Annotated in this window: 11 protein-coding genes and 3 pseudogenes; 4 read left to right on the top strand and 10 right to left on the bottom strand. The window is 68.3% G+C overall.

What is annotated here, in order from left to right; genetic code table 11:
- Positions 1–325 precede the first annotated feature (325 nt).
- Complete coding sequence (locus tag AB0G20_RS22115) at positions 326–493, bottom strand: hypothetical protein (protein ID WP_361305026.1); 168 nt, start codon at positions 491–493, stop codon at positions 326–328.
- Positions 494–1,162: 669 nt separating this feature from the next.
- Here AB0G20_RS22115 and AB0G20_RS22110 point away from each other — a divergent pair.
- Both AB0G20_RS22110 and AB0G20_RS22105 read left to right on the top strand, forming a co-directional pair.
- The gene (locus AB0G20_RS22110; RefSeq protein ID WP_361305024.1) at positions 1,163–3,691 is read left to right on the top strand and encodes a Helicase associated domain protein; all 2,529 of its coding nucleotides are present in this window, start codon (positions 1,163–1,165) and stop codon (positions 3,689–3,691) included.
- A 678-nt stretch (positions 3,692–4,369) separates the two neighbouring features.
- Positions 4,370–4,579, top strand: a complete 210-nt coding sequence (locus AB0G20_RS22105; protein WP_361305022.1) for a substrate-binding domain-containing protein — start codon at positions 4,370–4,372, stop codon at positions 4,577–4,579.
- A 490-nt stretch (positions 4,580–5,069) separates the two neighbouring features.
- Here AB0G20_RS22105 and AB0G20_RS22100 read toward each other — a convergent pair.
- From AB0G20_RS22100 to AB0G20_RS22060, 9 genes and pseudogenes are all read right to left on the bottom strand, one after another.
- Positions 5,070–5,453: pseudogene (locus AB0G20_RS22100) on the bottom strand (isochorismatase family protein); the annotation flags it as partial.
- Between the two features lie 204 nt (positions 5,454–5,657).
- Entirely contained in the window at positions 5,658–6,221 is a 564-nt protein-coding gene (locus tag AB0G20_RS22095) for an HNH endonuclease family protein (protein WP_361305020.1), read from the bottom strand.
- A gap of 75 nt (positions 6,222–6,296) precedes the next feature.
- Positions 6,297–6,857: a histidine phosphatase family protein gene (locus AB0G20_RS22090; protein ID WP_361305018.1), complete on the bottom strand. Its 561-nt coding sequence runs from the start codon at positions 6,855–6,857 to the stop codon at positions 6,297–6,299.
- Between the two features lie 26 nt (positions 6,858–6,883).
- Positions 6,884–8,004 (bottom strand): annotated as a pseudogene (locus tag AB0G20_RS22085) (IS630 family transposase).
- Between the two features lie 315 nt (positions 8,005–8,319).
- Positions 8,320–9,063: an NAD(P)-binding domain-containing protein gene (locus tag AB0G20_RS22080; RefSeq protein WP_361305016.1), complete on the bottom strand. Its 744-nt coding sequence runs from the start codon at positions 9,061–9,063 to the stop codon at positions 8,320–8,322.
- A gap of 197 nt (positions 9,064–9,260) precedes the next feature.
- Complete coding sequence (locus tag AB0G20_RS22075) at positions 9,261–9,998, bottom strand: NAD(P)-binding domain-containing protein (protein WP_361305014.1); 738 nt, start codon at positions 9,996–9,998, stop codon at positions 9,261–9,263.
- 101 nt (positions 9,999–10,099) lie between these two features.
- Positions 10,100–10,693, bottom strand: coding sequence for a TetR/AcrR family transcriptional regulator (locus AB0G20_RS22070; RefSeq protein ID WP_361305012.1), 594 nt, complete (start codon positions 10,691–10,693; stop codon positions 10,100–10,102).
- A gap of 791 nt (positions 10,694–11,484) precedes the next feature.
- Positions 11,485–12,222 carry a dienelactone hydrolase family protein gene (locus AB0G20_RS22065; RefSeq protein WP_361305010.1) on the bottom strand — a complete coding sequence of 246 codons (738 nt, stop codon included), beginning with the start codon at positions 12,220–12,222 and terminating at the stop codon, positions 11,485–11,487.
- Positions 12,223–12,949: 727 nt separating this feature from the next.
- The gene (locus tag AB0G20_RS22060) at positions 12,950–13,858 is read right to left on the bottom strand and encodes an NADP-dependent oxidoreductase (protein WP_119581144.1); all 909 of its coding nucleotides are present in this window, start codon (positions 13,856–13,858) and stop codon (positions 12,950–12,952) included.
- Between the two features lie 424 nt (positions 13,859–14,282).
- On the opposite strand from AB0G20_RS22060, the gene AB0G20_RS22055 reads away from it, so the two are divergent.
- Together AB0G20_RS22055 and AB0G20_RS22050 are read left to right on the top strand one after the other, a co-directional pair.
- Positions 14,283–14,639, top strand: a complete 357-nt coding sequence (locus AB0G20_RS22055) for a MerR family transcriptional regulator (RefSeq protein ID WP_097289521.1) — start codon at positions 14,283–14,285, stop codon at positions 14,637–14,639.
- 289 nt (positions 14,640–14,928) lie between these two features.
- Positions 14,929–15,189: pseudogene (locus AB0G20_RS22050) on the top strand (IS5/IS1182 family transposase); the annotation flags it as partial.
- Between the last annotated feature and the right edge of the window lie 8 nt (positions 15,190–15,197).

Here is a 15,197-nt window from a genome sequence, read left to right as displayed (position 1 = left end):
TCACGTCTACCGACACCACCGACACGTCCGCGATCGTCGGGAACAGCAACTCCTCCAGCCGGAGAACCACTTCTTCCACGGTCCCGAACTGTCAGTCCGTCCGCTGCGCTCCCGGACTGGCGGGACTGCGTCCCGCTGTCAGGCCTGCGCTTCGCTCAGGCCTGGCCTGCCGGGTCCGCTGCGCTCCCCCGCCTGACGGTCCTTCCGGCTGCGCCTCCAGAACCGTTGGGCCCGCTGCCGCGGGCCAGGCTGGCTAAGCGGAGGGGGTGCCTTGGTCGGTCTGCACGTCTGGTGACGGGATGTCATCAGACGTGCAGACCGCGGGTCACCGTCTGCGGGACCAACCGGCCCCGACCCCGGCCATGTGCAGAGCCAGACACATCAGCCCCAGCAGCATGACGTTCGTCGAAGCGAACACATCGTTGGTACTGATCTCTGCCGCGTTGATCAAAAACGCAATGAAGAACAACACTGCCGCGACTATGCCAACCATGAAACGAGCTCCTCTCAAAGGGGGGTGAAGCCCGTATGCCCCGCCTCCGCCCTCTCAGACACCGGGGCGAAGGCGGGGCAGGTCACGCTTCGCACGGCCTGGGACCCGCAGCACGAAGAAACCGGCGAAGGCGGTCAAGGGGAAGGCAGACACGCTACGCGTACCTGCTGCTCCGGTCACCCTTGGTCTCGCGACCCGGTCCGTTCCTCGAAATCGCGTCGTATCCCTGCCCCTTGGTCTTCTACCAGCCCACCTTCGTCAGGGAAGTCCAGAACCATGCCGCAGTGGCTGCACAGCTTCCCGTCTTCGGCCGGCGTGCCGCACGACTTGCAGAACCGGTTGCCCATCTCGTTTTCAGTTTCCTGCGTCATGACTCTCCGGGGGACACGATGGGAGTGTTGGATTTGAGTGCGGAGTACCCGTGGCATCGGAGTTGATTCTCCGGGAAGCGTGCTTCATTTTGGGATTGCGATAGACTCTGTATTTAGGCGACTCCAGGGTTGTGGTGCTGTGCGCTGCTGCATGGTGGCTATGCGTCTTCTGGGAAGGGGGGCGTGCATCGGTGTCTCGGTGGAGTCGCTGGGGCTTCAATTCCTGCCGTTGGCAGGATGGTTGCTCGCATCAGCGATGAGGATGGTCGTCTAGGTCCGCAGGAGAGGGTAGATCGGAATGGTGGTGAAGGGACTCCGTCCCCATCAGCGAGAGGCAGTGGACGTGATCCTCCGGGCGCTCGAAGTTCCTGCAAGATCTACTGTGCCCGAGCGGGGTCTCCGTACTCAGGTGATCATGGCGACCGGGACTGGTAAGACCCTTGTCGCCACCCGCAGCGCGGAGGAGCTCGGTGCCGGCCGTGTTCTGGTCCTCGTGCCTTCGCTGGATCTGCTCACCCAGACCGAGACCGCGTGGCGCGAGGGAGGCCGCGGCGGGCCGATGATCGGGGTCTCCTCCCTGCGGGGCGGGGACGTGGCCTTCCCGAACACCACCGACGTGGACGAGTTGGTCGACTGGGTGCGGCCCTTCGACAAGGTCACGGTGTTCGCCACCTACGCCTCCCTCGGGCTAGGCACGCTGGAGCGCGCCCACGCCGCGGGCCTTCCGGGGTGGGATCTGATCGTGGTCGATGAGGCGCACCGGACATCGGGGCGGATCGGGAAGCCGTGGGCGGTGGTTCACGACAACACCCGTATCCCTGCCCTGCGCCGGCTGTACATGACCGCCACGCCGCGGCTGTGGCAGCTCGACGAGGACCAGGAGCAGCAGGGGGCGCCGGGTGAGCTGGTGGCGTCGATGGAGGACGATCCGGACGGGCCGTTCGGTGCGCGCTGCTACACGCTGACGCTCTCGGCGGCCATCGACCGGGGGATCTGTGCGCCGTACCAGGTGGTGTGCGTGGACATCACGGACACTCAGCTTCAGGCCGCCCAGCTGCTGGGCGAAGACGCGCGGTCCGAGCAGGTGCGTGGGGCGCGGCTGGCCGCATTGCAGACCGCGTTGGTGAGGGCGTCGGCGGAGGAAGGCTTCCGTAGGACGTTGGTCTTTCACCACATGGTGAAGGAGGCCGAGGCGTTCGCGGCCGGTCTTCCCGACGTCGCCGCGCAATTGCACGCCGTCGACCCTGAGCTCTACCCCGGCACGGTCTGGGCGGACTGGCTGTGTGGCGATCACAAGCCGCTCCAGCGTCGGCGGGTGCTGAGCGAGTTCGCTGAGGGGATCGCTGCGGACGGCACCGTCGTGGAGAAGGGCTTCCTGGGCTCGGTGAAGGTGCTGGGCGAGGGCATCGACACGAAAAGTTGCGACTCCGTCTACTGGGCGGATGTGCGCGGGTCGATGCCGGACCTCGTCCAGGCCGTGGGGCGTGCGCTGCGGATGCAGCCCGGCGAGGGCAAAGTCGCCTCCCTCGTGGTGCCCGTTCTGCTCGGGCCTGGGGAGACGGTGGACAACATGCTCACCTCTCGCGCCTACGGCGGCCTCGCCAAGCTCCTCGAAGCACTCAGGGCCCACGACGCCCGAGTCGTCGAGCAGCTCGCCGAACAGCAAGCCCGCAGCAGCGTCCGGGGCGTACGGAGCCGTAGCGGGGAGCAGCGGAGTGAGGGAGCCGAAGGCGGCGACCGCGCACTGTCGGTACCGGCTCGGGAGCTGCTGAAATTCAGCACCCCACGCGACCCCGCGCAGCTGGCCGCATTCATCAACCTGCGCGTCCTCAACCCCGAACACGCTCACTGGCGACGCGGTGTGGAGGCGGCCGTCACTTACACCCGCGTGCACGGCGATCTGAAAGTCCCCTTCACTTACCGCGTCCCCGGCGGTGACGCCCAGGCAGTGAAGGCCGAGGGGTGGCCGACCTCGCTCGCAGACTTTCCTCTCGGGCAGTGGATCGCCGACAACCGGCGCTTCTACGCCCGCGGGGACATGGACGAGAACCGCATTGCGCAGCTGGACAAGCTCGGCATGATCTGGAGCCACTACGACGTCGCATGGGAGGAAGGACTCGCCGCGGCCCGTAGGTGGGCCGAGGACAACGGGCACCTCCTGGCACCCTTGGGCGCCACCTACCAGGGCTACCGAGTGGGCATCTGGTTGAAGAACGCGCGGGCTGCCGCCCGGAAGGCCGCTCAGAACGAGCAGCGGCGAGCCGAAGGCCTGCCAGTGCAGTCGGCGGTCGGCGCGCTATCGGATGAGCGGCGCGAGCAACTGGAGGACATCGACCCGTCGTGGTGCCCCACCTGGCCAGTCGAATGGCAGCGATGCTTCCACCTCACCCGGCAACACCTGGAAGCCGGCGGGGAACTGCCCACCTCGCCAGGCGACGTCGTGCACCAAGGCGAGGATTTGGGGCGATGGGTACGGGCCCAACGGCTCGACTTCGACAAGCTCACCGGCGTGCAGCAGTGGATGCTGGAGCACGTCCTCGGCATCCAACCCGCCGACGAGGACGAGAAGCCGAAGCCGCGCCGTAGCCAGGCCGACAAGTGGGCCATGAACTACGCGGCCGCCAAGCAGTACTACGAGCGCGAGGGGCACCTTCGCGTACCGAGGAAGCACATCGAACGGATCATCATCGACGACGGGAACGGCGACGACCAGGAGGAGCGGCCGATCAAGCTCGGTGCGTGGATCGGCAACCAGCGCAGCAGAGCCGCGGCCCTCTCCCCCGAACGCGTGGAGCAGCTCTCCACCATCGGCATGCGATGGACATAGTCACTCGGCTCGGGTCCTCTGCCATTGCGCCGCCGGCAGGCCAGCACGCCCGCCTGTGCGCGAATCGCACACGCGGGTGTACGCATGCCGTACGCCCTGGGCTCGTTTCACTGAGCACCTGAGACAGCCCCTTGCCTGGCCGATCACCGTGCGGCCGTGGCGTTGCGATCCTCAGTCGCCCCGGAGAACGACCGCCAGCCGCAGTTCAGGCGTGTTGTAGAGGTGAGGCTCGTCGTTGCGATCCTCGGCCGCCCCACAGTGCGACCGCCACACCGGTCCGGTCAGGGTTCCTCCCGCTTTCGGGAGGTTGCGACCCTCGGTCGCCCCAGAGGGGCGACCGCCAGCTTGGCTTCCTTCACCGGCGTGGAGTCGGTGCCGGAGTTGCGATCCTCGGTCGCCCCCGAAGGGCGACCGCCAGACGACGGGGCCGTCCGCTTCTAGTGCTGTGACCGAAAAGGTTTGCCGGGTCGCGGTGTCCGGTGCGGTGCATCGCGAGGCGGCGGGCCGTAGCTCGTGCGCGACGTACCCGCGCGGTCCGACAACGCGTTCCCGGCGGCTGTGGCTTCTGCGGAGTCGGAGGGCCTCATCCAGCGGACGCTGTTCACGGTGGGAGGCGGCCACGAAGCGGGCGGTGCAGGCGGCGCGTGAGCGGGGCCTGCGAGTGCCGGAGATGTGTCGGTGGTCCGCTTCAGCGACTCGCCGCTGATCGCGTTCACGGATCCGCCGCTGACGACCGTGCGGCAGCCGATGCGTGCGATGGCGACGTCGGCGTTGGGCGCCCTGCTGGAGGCGGTGGCCGGCACCCCGGTCCAGCGCACGCAGCACGTCTTCCCACCGAAACTGGTGGGGCGCGGCTCGACCTCAGCCCCGCCGACCCGCTCCCTCTGAACTCGTGGCCCCCTGAGACCCCGCCGGGCGCCGGGCTCTGTCACGAGGCTCCGGCGCCGCCCCGGCTCCTGCCCCCGACCGGCGGTGGAGGCAGGAGCGGGCGGTTTCTCAGGGTGCGTTGACCCGGAAGTTCTGGTTGTTGCTGTGACGACGCTTCCAGCCAGGGTGAGGCTAGTGCTCTGACCGGGAAGGTTCGCCGGGGTCGCTGGTGGGTGGATGGCAAGTGCCGACTTCCGATGATGGAGATCAGCCCCATACGATCTTGAGTCCAGGCCATGGATGTCGGAGGGCGACGATGGAAGAACCGCGGATACGCCTCGGCAACGATGATGTGTGGCTGGAACTGGCTCGGATCCGTGCGGGCAGCTGGCAGATCACGCAGATTGGTCCTCCTGGCTGACAGCTGACTTCACTGCGGATCTCAGCGCTGCGGAGGTCGTGGACTTCGTGGCCCGCATGCTCTCTCACCTGCGCGCGCCGTTGGGTGGACGCGCAGCCAGTCCGCGAGGGGGGTTCCTTCTTCGTCTGCCCCTTCGAAGCCGCTCTTTGAAGCGCTGTGGGCGCCTTTGAAGAACACGGCGTCGACCTTTCCGCCAGTGGCGGCAGGGGCGAAGTGAGGGTGGAACTCGCCGCCCTCGCCTCCCGCCACGCAGTGGACGGGGAAACTGTCCTTGAAATCCGGGGTCTGGGAGAAGTGACCTCCCGGGTCGATGTGATGGTCGCGGGTGGCAACGACGTACTGGTAGTCACGGCCCGCGCTCTGCTCCACCAGGTCGGCAATCTTGGTCGCGATCCCCGCACCACCCGCCACGGGAATACTGCCCCCTTCACAGAAGTCGTTCTGCACATCCACGACGATCAAGCCTCGACTCACCACGGCCACCCTTCATCACGACGAAAAGCCCCCCGCTTTCTACCGGCCCCCGCACGCCCCCGGGGGACATAAGCGGCTGGGCTCACCCGCACGGCCCAGGTTCTTCACCGCAGGAACGAGTGCGCCTGTCTGGTGTCACCGCACCGCCGACGCGCCGCCTCCGGCCAGCGGACCCGCCGCCCTACGACGGGTTGCGCAGGTCGGTTATGCGACCGGCTCGTACGTCACGGTCTGGTCCAGGCAACCGGCCGCCACCTCGCGCAGGGCGGCCACCTCGGCTTCATCGGCCGCAAGGCTCCAACGGAGCTTCGTTGCGACCCACTCGGCGACGTACCGGCAGTGCACGCCGGCGGCGGGCGGCAGCCACTGGGCGGGATCCTGGTCTGCCTTGGACCGGTTCGAGCGGGCGGTGACGGCGATCAGGCTGGTGTCCGCGCCCTGGTTGTTGGCGTACGCCTCGCGGCGCTGTGCCGTCCACGCGGACGCACCGCTGTCCCAGCTTTCCGCGAGGGGCACCATGTGGTCGATGTCCAGGCCGGAGGCTGATGTCACCCACACCTGGTCGTAGTACGACCACCAGCTCCCACCCGTCAGACGGCAGTTGGGGTTAACCGCAGGTGGTTCGACGGCCTCGGAGATCAGGACCTCGGCGCGCGTGTTGCAGCCGTCGGTGGGGTTGGCGCTGGTGTTCCAGTGGCGGAAGGCGTCCCGGTCGTAACCGTCCCGGGACTCGGTCCCCAGGGGCAGGGCGGCGACGGCTTCGGTCAAGGGAAGGGTCTCTGCCGCGTAGGCGGGCGCTGAGACGGTGAGGGGCAGGACAGCTAGTGCTCTGACCGCATAGGTTCACCGGACTGAGGCGGGCCAGTCGGCGGATAGCGTGTAGTGCCAGCCCGGGCGCCAGGTAGGCGGTGCTTGGAGCAGTTCTTCCAGCGGTGTTCCGGTGAGCAGATGGTCGAGAGCCCATCGGTTGGCCGAGTGGGCGATCACCAGGATTCTGCTGTCGTCCCATCCGGTGGCGAGGTCGTGAAGGAAGGCACGGGTGGCCGTGACGACCTGGCGGTAACTCTGGCCTCCGGGAAATGGTTCGTCGATGTGCTGGGCTCGTTGGGCGGCGATGAGGGAGATCGGGTGTCCGTTGAGGTCTCCGTAGTTGCACTCACGCAGTCGGATGTCCTGGTGAATCGGGGGACGGCCGTCGGGGAACGCGGTCCGGGCTGTCTGGACAGCGCGGCGCAGGTCGGAGGCGAACACGGCCGCGAAGCCGTCGCCGGGTCGGCGTTCGCCCAATTCCCGGGCCTGGCGGCAGCCCAGGTCCGAGAGTCGGCCCGGGAGCCAGCCGGTGGCGATGCCGGCTTCGTTGTCCGTGGTGGTGGCGTGTGTCTCGTAGACGATCTCTACTGCCATCAGGGCTCCTGGATGTCCTCGACAAGTCAGGCCGCACGGGCGAGCGGGCGCCCTCCCCAGCGGAGGCCCTTCTCGCTGCGGATGCGCGCTCGTTCGCGGCGTTGGGCGGCCAGGACCTCGGGGGGGCGGGCGTTGGCGTTGCGCCACCGCAGGTAGCGGTGCAGCGCGCGGGTCTGGGCGGTGTGGTTGGAGTGGTTCGAGTTGGCCAGGGTGAACTGCCGCAGCGGTCCGAAGTGTGCCTCGATCGGGTTCGCCCAGGACGCATTGGTCGGGGTGAAGCACAGCTCGACCCGATTCTTTCGGGCCCACTGGTAGATCTTGGCGCCCTTGTGGGCGGAGAGATTGTCCATGATCACGTAAACCGGGGCGCCGTCGGGGCGGGCAGCACGGATCGACCTGAGTGAGGCCAGTGTATTCGTGGCGCCCTTGCGGCGGCGATTGACGCCCCAGAGAGTGTCATCGCCAATTGAGTAGCAGCCGTGGAAGTAGGTCACTCCGTGGGTGCGGTGGTAGGTCGCCGGCAGGCGGTCGGGCCTTCGCCGCTCCGCCCAACGGCTCCGGCGGTGGGACGAATGCCGAGCGGCCCGAACTCGTCGAACGCGAACGTCCGGTCGTGGAAGCGGTCCACGATGTGCTCGATTCGGTCAAGCTTGGCGTCACGATCCGGATCGGTGGACTCCTTCCACGTCTTCGTGCGCTGGAAGGTGATGCCTCGTCGGGCGAGGAGACAGCGTAGGGCCTCGCGGCCGATCCTGATCGCCCGGCCGTGAACCCTGCGATGGTAGGCGGCGAGCTTGCGAATCGACCAGCGGGTGAAGGGCTGCCCGAGCTTGGCCGGGCGGATGGTGGCCGTCTGGACGACGAAGTCCTCGTCGTCAGGGCTGAGCAGGCGGGGACGGCCTCCCGCCCAACGAGGGTCCAGACAGGCCAGACCGATCTCGTTGAACCGGTGGATGACGTCGCGCACCGTGTCCTCGTTGGCAGCGACCAGCTGGGCGATGACCGGCACTCGGTTGGCGGCTGCCGAGGCCAGCAGCATCATCGCCCGCCGATAGCGCACGGTGTTCGTGCTGCCACGACGCACGATCCGATGTAACTGCTGGCCTTCTTGATCCGTCAGTCTCCGGACCTTGACCGGCTCCGCCACCACGCCTCCCCGAACCTCGGATACCTGCCCACATCCAAATCGGTCCAGACCGTGCCACCGCCAACCCGGTGAACCTATGCGGTCAGAGCACTAGCTCACCGGCTGGTTGCGATCCTCGGCCACCCTGGAGGGCAACCGCCAGTCCGCGCCGTTGGCGAGGTCCCGCACGATCATGCGGTTGCGATCCTCGGTCGCCCCAAACGGTGACGTGATGGAGGACCGGGCCGGCCACACAGAATTCGGCTGGGCTGTCGGTGGGGTACCTGACCATGCGTTCATGCCCTTGACGGGTCACCGCGTCAGCCCCCGTCCCCCTCACATAAAAATTGCGCGGTTCAGGCGGACAAGGTATTCCGCGTCTGGTTGCCCTCCGGCCGCGAAGCGTTCCTGGAGCACGGCGAGCCCGAGGTCGCGCCGCTTCGGTGATCGCGCCGCGTCGGCCGTCGCCAGTGCGTCCGCCAGCTCCTGACGGGTGAGATCCGTGCAGTAGGCGGGGGTGCCGGGCTGCTGCCGCCACGATTGTGCGAGCGGCCCCGCGTCAAAGGCGTCGAACCCGGTGTCCTCGACGAGAACCATGGCCAGGTCACGCTCTCGCGGACTGTCGGACGCGACAGGCAGCGCGATGCGGTCCGCACTTCCCGCCGGCTTGCTCCTGTGCGCGAACGACTCGGCTCCGATCGAGTTCCACGCCTTGACGATGGGCCGGCCCAGCTGCTTGGCAGCCCACACGCTCTCGGCCTGGCCAGCCTCGATCGCGGCGATGCGGTTGTCCCGGTGCGGGTAGTAGTTCGACGTGTCGATGACCACCGTGTCAGCCGGCACCCTGGCGATCAGTGGTGCGACCTGCGGAATGCGGGCGAAGGGAATGGAGAGGATCACGGCGTCGACGTCCACTACGGCTTCCGCCGCGGTCACCGCTCGTCCGCCCGAGGACAGCACGTCCGCCTCGATCGTCTCCGGGCCGCGCGAATTGGCCGCCTTTACCTCGTGCCCGGCCACGCTCAACCGCCTGGTCAACGTCTTGCCGATGTTCCCGGTGCCGAGAATGCCGATCTTCATGGTGAAACTCCTTGTCCGAAACGGAACCCCGGTTTCGGTGACCGGGGTTCTTGGGGCTGCTGGCTGGCCGCGGACGCGCTGGTGCGGGTGAGTAATGGCGGCCTTGCCGAAGTGAGCGCCGTTCGTCGTGTGTGTTCGCGGCGTGCCGACGCAGCCGCCCTCGTGCCGTTGGGTGCACGAGAGTCGCGTCGGGTTGCTCAGCGGTGGGCGGCGCGGTTCATCTCGACGACGTCGTCGACGGTGGGGTTGGCCGGGAGGGCGGCGAAGCGTTCCGGGAGGCTGTCGCGGATGGCCGCGTCCTTGGCGCGATCGGCCGCGGCCAGTGCCGCCGGCAGCTCTTCGAGGGTCAGTTCGGTGCAGTAGGCGGGGCTGTTGGGCTGCTGGCGCCAGGAGTCGGCCAGTGTGCCGGCGTCGTAGGGGTCGAAGCCGGTGTCGTCCACGAGCCGCATGGCCACCTTCCGCGTCTCCTCGGAGTCACCGGCGACGGGGATGGCGAGGCGGCCGGGTGTTCCGGCCGGAACACCCTTGGTCCGCTGGGTCTCCGCTAGGGCGGCGTTCCAGGCCTTGACCACGGGGCGGCCGAGCAGCTCGGCGGTGTACACGCTCTCCACCTGGCCGTTGTCCACCGCCTCGATCGGCTCGCTGAGCATGCCGGGGTAGTAGTTCGAGGTGTCGATGACCACCGTCTCGTCAGGCACCGACGCGAACAGGCCGGCCAGCTGGCCCGCCACCCCAAAGGGGATGGCCAGGATGATGACGTCCCGGCCCTGGACGGCGTCGGCAAGCTCCGTCGCGCGGGCCCCGGCCTCCAGTACCTCCGCCCGGACGGCCTCAGGGCCGCGGGCGTCGGCCACCTGAACGTCGTGACCGGCCGTGCTGAGCTTGGCAGCGAGGTTCCCGCCTATAGCGCCAGCGCCTATGACAGTAATTTTCATGATTTGTCCTTAGGGAGGGTGCGCCGCCTCTGAAGGCAGCGCGATGTGATGGCTGGGTGGCGGTGCCACCTGGCGATGCGGGGGGCGGGGTGCCTGACGCCCTATGCCTGGGTGTCCTGCTGGCGGTAACCGCTCGCGATGAGCGTACGGAGCCGGTCGAGCGACTCCTCCTCTATGCCGTTGCCCTTGATCCAGGCAGTGGAGCAGGCCGCGAGGAAAAGGTCGTGCCCCCGCACCGATGCGCGCACGCGCCCCGCGAGCTGTGCGGCTCGCACGTACTGGTCGGTGGCGGTGATGAGGATGTCGCAGGGAATCGTGAGCGGGTTGTCCGGCTCCTGAGCCCGGGCCGCGGCCATGAGCGGGTCCGGCAGCCCACTGAAGGCGCTGAAGTACTCCTCCATCGCCCGCAGCCACTGCTCCAGCGCCTCGGCCGGGTCGCCGAGCTGATCGATGTCCGCCTGGCGGGCCACCAGCTCCTCGGAGCGCGTCTGCAGCACAGCCGCCAGCAGCGCCTCCCGGGTGGGGAAGTGCCGGTACAGGGTGCCGGGCCCGACGCCTGTCTCCCTGGCCACCGCCTCAAGGGAGGTGCCGACCCCGTACTGCAGGAAGTGACGCTGCGCGGTCTCCAGGAGGGCCGCGCGATTGCGCTGGACGTCCGCGCGGGGCTTGCGTCCCCGCTGTTCACCGGCGCTCATGAACCCTCCTGCCCTGCCGTGATCCCGTGGCCGCATCAAAACGGATGCTGCCTCCGTATGCATTCGAGAGTAAAACGGAGGGGGCCTCCGGTCAAACCGGCGGCCCGACCACGGAGCCCGGACAGCGCAGGGGGCCGACATATCTGGCCGCAGAGCGCAGGTCAAAAGTCGTATGGGCTGCACCATTCCAGGCTGCCCTTGTCCGGGCCACCCGCGCCGAGCCCAGCCCGTCCGCCGGTCCGGGACGTCAGGGAGTGAGCTGCCCGATGACGGAGAGCAGTTCGAGTTTGCTGTGGCTATCCGTGCCGGGGCGAGTGGTCAGAACCACCAGGGATACGTCCACACCGCGCACCCCGACAAGGCGCTGCCCCGGATTCGCTGAGCCGGGCGGCGCTGTCCAGCCCGTCTGCAGCCCACGCCCTGACCCGCTTTCACATGGCCGGGTGCGCGCAGCCTGGCTTCCTCGCGGAGCCAGGGACAGTTGAGCGAGCCCACCAGTAGGGGTTCAGCCGAGATACGCGTCAAGGGGGCAATGAGTAGATCTTGATGCGGCTTTACGCGTGGTCAGCACACTGACGCCGTAGTGAATGCGTACATCTCGCCCCGGAAGCCGGAACGGTCCGCCGCAGGTCGCGACGATCACGGCCAGGGCTCCGTCTCAGTAAATCCGGTATTTACTGCGGCAGTTGCGAACGTGTTTCCGCGATCGAGCTTCCGCCCGAATGCGGTTCTGCTGTGCGGGCTTGAGGGGAGGGGACTGTCAGTGCCCGGCGCCAGCAGGCTTACCTGGGTCATGCCCCCAGGTCCTCCGTCACGGGCAGGCACTCGGCGAGCAGGTCGACGACGTCGCGCCAGGCTCGCTGCGCGTGCTGTGGGTGGTAGCCGACACCGGGGACCACGGGGTGGTCGACCGGCGGGTGGTGGAAGGCGTGCAAGGCGCCGCCATAGATCGCGAGGCGCCAGTCGACGCCCGCGGCCTGCATCTCAGCGGTGAACGCGTTTCGTTGCGCGGGCGGCATGATCGGGTCTTCCGATCCGACCCCGGCCCACACCGGGCAGCGGATGCGCGCTGCCTCGCCCGGTCGGCCCGTGGTAGTAGCGTTGACTGTCCCGATCGCGCGCAAGTTGACGCCGCCTCGCCCGAGTTCCAGCGCGATGGCGCCCCCGGTGCCGTAGCCGATGGCGGCGATCCGGTCGGGGTCGGTCCGGGGTTCGGCGCGTAACTCGTCGAGTGCCGCGTGGCCGATGCGCCGCATCCGGTCGGGATCAGCGAGCAGTGGCATGCAACGGGCCAGCATCTCCTCGGGGTCACCCAGATAGCGCCCGCCGTGAAGGTCGAAGGCCAGCGCTACATATCCCAGCTCGGCGAGAGCATCGGCCCGGCGGCGCTCGACGTCGCTGAGCCCCATGCCCTCTGGTCCGAGCAGCACTGCAGGCCGGCGATCGACCCCGGCCGGGAGCGCGAGGTGCCCGATCATCGTCAAACCGTCGGCCGGGTACTCGACCGTACGCGTCGTAATCGTCGTCATGAGACTGGACTGTAGTGATCGTCGAGCCCGGTCCGGCCGGTGTTCTGCCGCTGGCAGAGCAGCTTAGGTGTCCCTCCGAAATACGGGACGGGCCCGGCGCTCAGGGCCTCAAGATCATCCCGTTGCCCCTTTGGCGCGCATCTCGGTCACACCCCCAGTAGCCGGCTACAGATCCGCAATCCAGGGATGCCCCGGGGGTACGCGGTTGAGTAGCTCGGCCAGGGTCTCGCGCTGAGCTGAGGGCATGTGCGGGAGGGTCGCGTCGATGTCTGATTGATCCTTTCGGCGGGCGTGCTTGGCCTTGAACAGCGGGACCAGTTCAGGCGCCAGACACAGGAGGCCGTCTTGGGTGTGCTGGATGGCTTCGTAGGTGACGGTTGACGCCACTTGTAGGTCAGTTCTGACTCCACCCGGTGCCTGGGAGACCCGAAGTTGTAGGTGGGATATGACTCCACCTGGCGGGCCCCGCTGCGACCGATTGAGAACCCGTATTTGAACCCCTCTCACGGGGCTGCTGAAGCTGGATGAGGCTAGTGCCCAGTGGACGACGGCTCATGTGCCACGTGCGGTGCCCGAGTGGGGGCGGCCTGCTTGACGAGGCGCCATGGAGATCGGCCCGCTTCGGACCGCCCGCTCGCCGGTACCGATCGAGGGCACGCTCGCCACGCAGGCCCGCACGTTGCGAGTTACCTACCTCGTCGGCCTGTTCAGATACAGATCGGCCTGTTCAGATGCAGATCACGATCTTTCCTCGGGTGCGTCCGCGCTCGGCGTGCGCGTGGGCGTCGGCGATCCGCTCCAGGGGGTAGGCCTGTTCGATACGGGGTGTGTAGCGGCCTTGCCCGCCCAGTTCCGCCGCCGCGGACAGGAGAGTGGAGTCGTTCACCGCGTGGGCTACATGCGTGCCCAGGCGGTGCCCGCCCGCGTGGTCGGCGACCGTCGCGACGCGCTTCGGGTCGCCCGCGATCGCGACGAGATCGTCCAGGGAGCCGGAGGCCGCGGTGTCGAGCACGATATCGACGCCGTGCGGAGCGAGGGTGGTGAGGCGCTGTGCGAGGCCGGGGCCGTAGGTGGTGGGAACGGCGCCGAGAGAGGTGAGGAACTCGTGGTTGCGTTCGCTGGCTGTCCCGATCACGGTGCCGACACCTTGTGCCACGGCGATCTCGACCGCCGCGCTGCCCACGCCTCCGGCGGCGCCCTCGACGAGGAGGGTGCGCCCCGCGAGGGGGCCGAGCGCGTCGAGTCCACGCATCGCGGTCACGGACGCGAGACCGGCGCCCGCAGCCTGCTCGTCGTTCCACGTGGCGGGGGTGTGCGCCCAGGCCGAAAGGATGAGAAGCTCCGCGGTCGCGCCGGTGACGCCGCCCAGCCCGAAGACCCGGTCGCCAATGCTCACCCCCTGCACCCCGTCGCCGATCTCGTCGACCACACCGGCGCCGTCGCGCCCGGGAATGTCGGGCAGATCCAGGGGGAAGATCTGGTGCAGGGCGCCGGAGCGCAGCTTCCAGTCGATGGGATTAACGCTGGCCGCCGCGACGCGGACACGAATCTCACCGGGTCCGGGGTGGGGATCGGGGGCCTGCTCGATCACCAGGCTCTCCGCTCCGCCGTATTCGTGGAACCGGGCTGCGCGCATAATGGTCTGCCTTACTTTGACGGGCCGGAATGACGTGTTCATCCGACGCTCGTCACTCTAGAACCTGACGTTGACGTGAGGTGCAAGCCGCAACTGCTGCCCGGCCGGAGGAAGGCAGGCGCGGATGGGTGAGGGTGCGAGCGGGCGGGGTGAGCGTGGGAGCCTGCGCCACTACGAGGGATCACGCCGCCCGTCACGGTCGATACCCATGTGCCCTCGGGCGGGCTCGGCGATCCCGGCACGACGCGAGGACTGCCGTGCGTATGTGAACCGCGTGAACGCCCTCGGGTCGGCCACCGGGTCATGATCAATCTCGGCGCCAGCAACGGTCCGATCGGCCCCGAGAGCTGCCCCCGGAGCCGGTATTGCTAGCCTAGACCTGACGTCAACGTGAGGTACGAGCAGGAAGGGAGTGACCTGCGTCATGCGCATCGGACAGCTCGCCAGGCGGTCAGGGGTCAGCGTGCGGGCCCTGCGCTACTACGAGGAACAGCGGCTGCTGGAATCGGCGCGGACTCCCGGTGGGCAGCGTGACTATCCCGACGAAGCCCTGGAGCGGGTCCAGCTCATCCAGGACCTCTTCGCAGCCGGCCTCTCCAGCCGTACCGTCGTCGAACTCCTACCGTGCGTGAGCACCGGCGTCGCGACCCCCGCCATGCTCGACCAGCTCATCATCGAACGTGACCGCATCGCCGCACGCATCCAGGACTTGACCCGGGCCAAGACCAAACTCGGCCGCGTGATCGAGAATGTGACCGCGGCGAACGTGGCGCAGGACTGATCAACCCGTCGCAAGGGGTGGGGCCCCGACCTATCCGGCATCTACCGGGCGACATCGCGCGTGAACAGGTCTCCCCACCCGGAAGGAGAAGCGATTCGACGCCTGACCGCTCGGTACTGCCCGGCAAGTAGAGGACTGGAGCAGGGCGGGGCGCCGACGTGCCCGGCCCCGTAGGACGGCGCCGTCTTCTTCAGCCCGCGGCGACCGCGGCGGCCTTCTGTTCGGCGCGGGCGTTGGGCGGCCAGACGGTAGGAGTCGGTGCCGGTCTCGATGATGTTGCCGCCGAACGCGCAACCACCTCCGGCGCCGGGGCATGGGCGCGGTCATCCCGCAGGCGTCCGGCCAGATCGGCCACCAACGGCGACGGGGCAGCCGGGGCGGTCGCCCACCCGGCTTCGATGCCGAGGCGTGCAAGCAGCGCAACACCGTCGAACGATGCATCAACCGCCTGAAGCAGTGGCGAGGCCTGGCCAGGCGAACGGACAAACCTGCGATCGCCTACCAGGCCGCACTCCATCTTGCCGCCATCCTCATCTGGGCACGCCGATGACCACGGAA

Source organism: Streptomyces sp. NPDC024017, assembly GCF_040638895.1.
Lineage (GTDB): Bacteria > Actinomycetota > Actinomycetes > Streptomycetales > Streptomycetaceae > Streptomyces.
This window is presented reverse-complemented; position numbering and strand designations above follow the sequence as displayed.

Excerpts from the sequence above, each read along its gene's own strand:
- AB0G20_RS22090 (WP_361305018.1), bottom strand. The coding sequence starts at position 6,857 with ATGGCAGTAGAGATCGTCTACGAGACACACGCCACCACCACGGACAAC.
- AB0G20_RS22080 (WP_361305016.1), bottom strand. The coding sequence starts at position 9,063 with ATGAAGATCGGCATTCTCGGCACCGGGAACATCGGCAAGACGTTGACC.
- AB0G20_RS22110 (WP_361305024.1), top strand. The coding sequence starts at position 1,163 with ATGGTGGTGAAGGGACTCCGTCCCCATCAGCGAGAGGCAGTGGACGTG.
- AB0G20_RS22070 (WP_361305012.1), bottom strand. The coding sequence starts at position 10,693 with ATGAGCGCCGGTGAACAGCGGGGACGCAAGCCCCGCGCGGACGTCCAG.
- AB0G20_RS22065 (WP_361305010.1), bottom strand. The coding sequence starts at position 12,222 with ATGACGACGATTACGACGCGTACGGTCGAGTACCCGGCCGACGGTTTG.
- AB0G20_RS22115 (WP_361305026.1), bottom strand. The coding sequence starts at position 493 with ATGGTTGGCATAGTCGCGGCAGTGTTGTTCTTCATTGCGTTTTTGATC.
- AB0G20_RS22060 (WP_119581144.1), bottom strand. The coding sequence starts at position 13,858 with ATGCGCGCAGCCCGGTTCCACGAATACGGCGGAGCGGAGAGCCTGGTG.
- AB0G20_RS22055 (WP_097289521.1), top strand. The coding sequence starts at position 14,283 with ATGCGCATCGGACAGCTCGCCAGGCGGTCAGGGGTCAGCGTGCGGGCC.
- AB0G20_RS22075 (WP_361305014.1), bottom strand. The coding sequence starts at position 9,998 with ATGAAAATTACTGTCATAGGCGCTGGCGCTATAGGCGGGAACCTCGCT.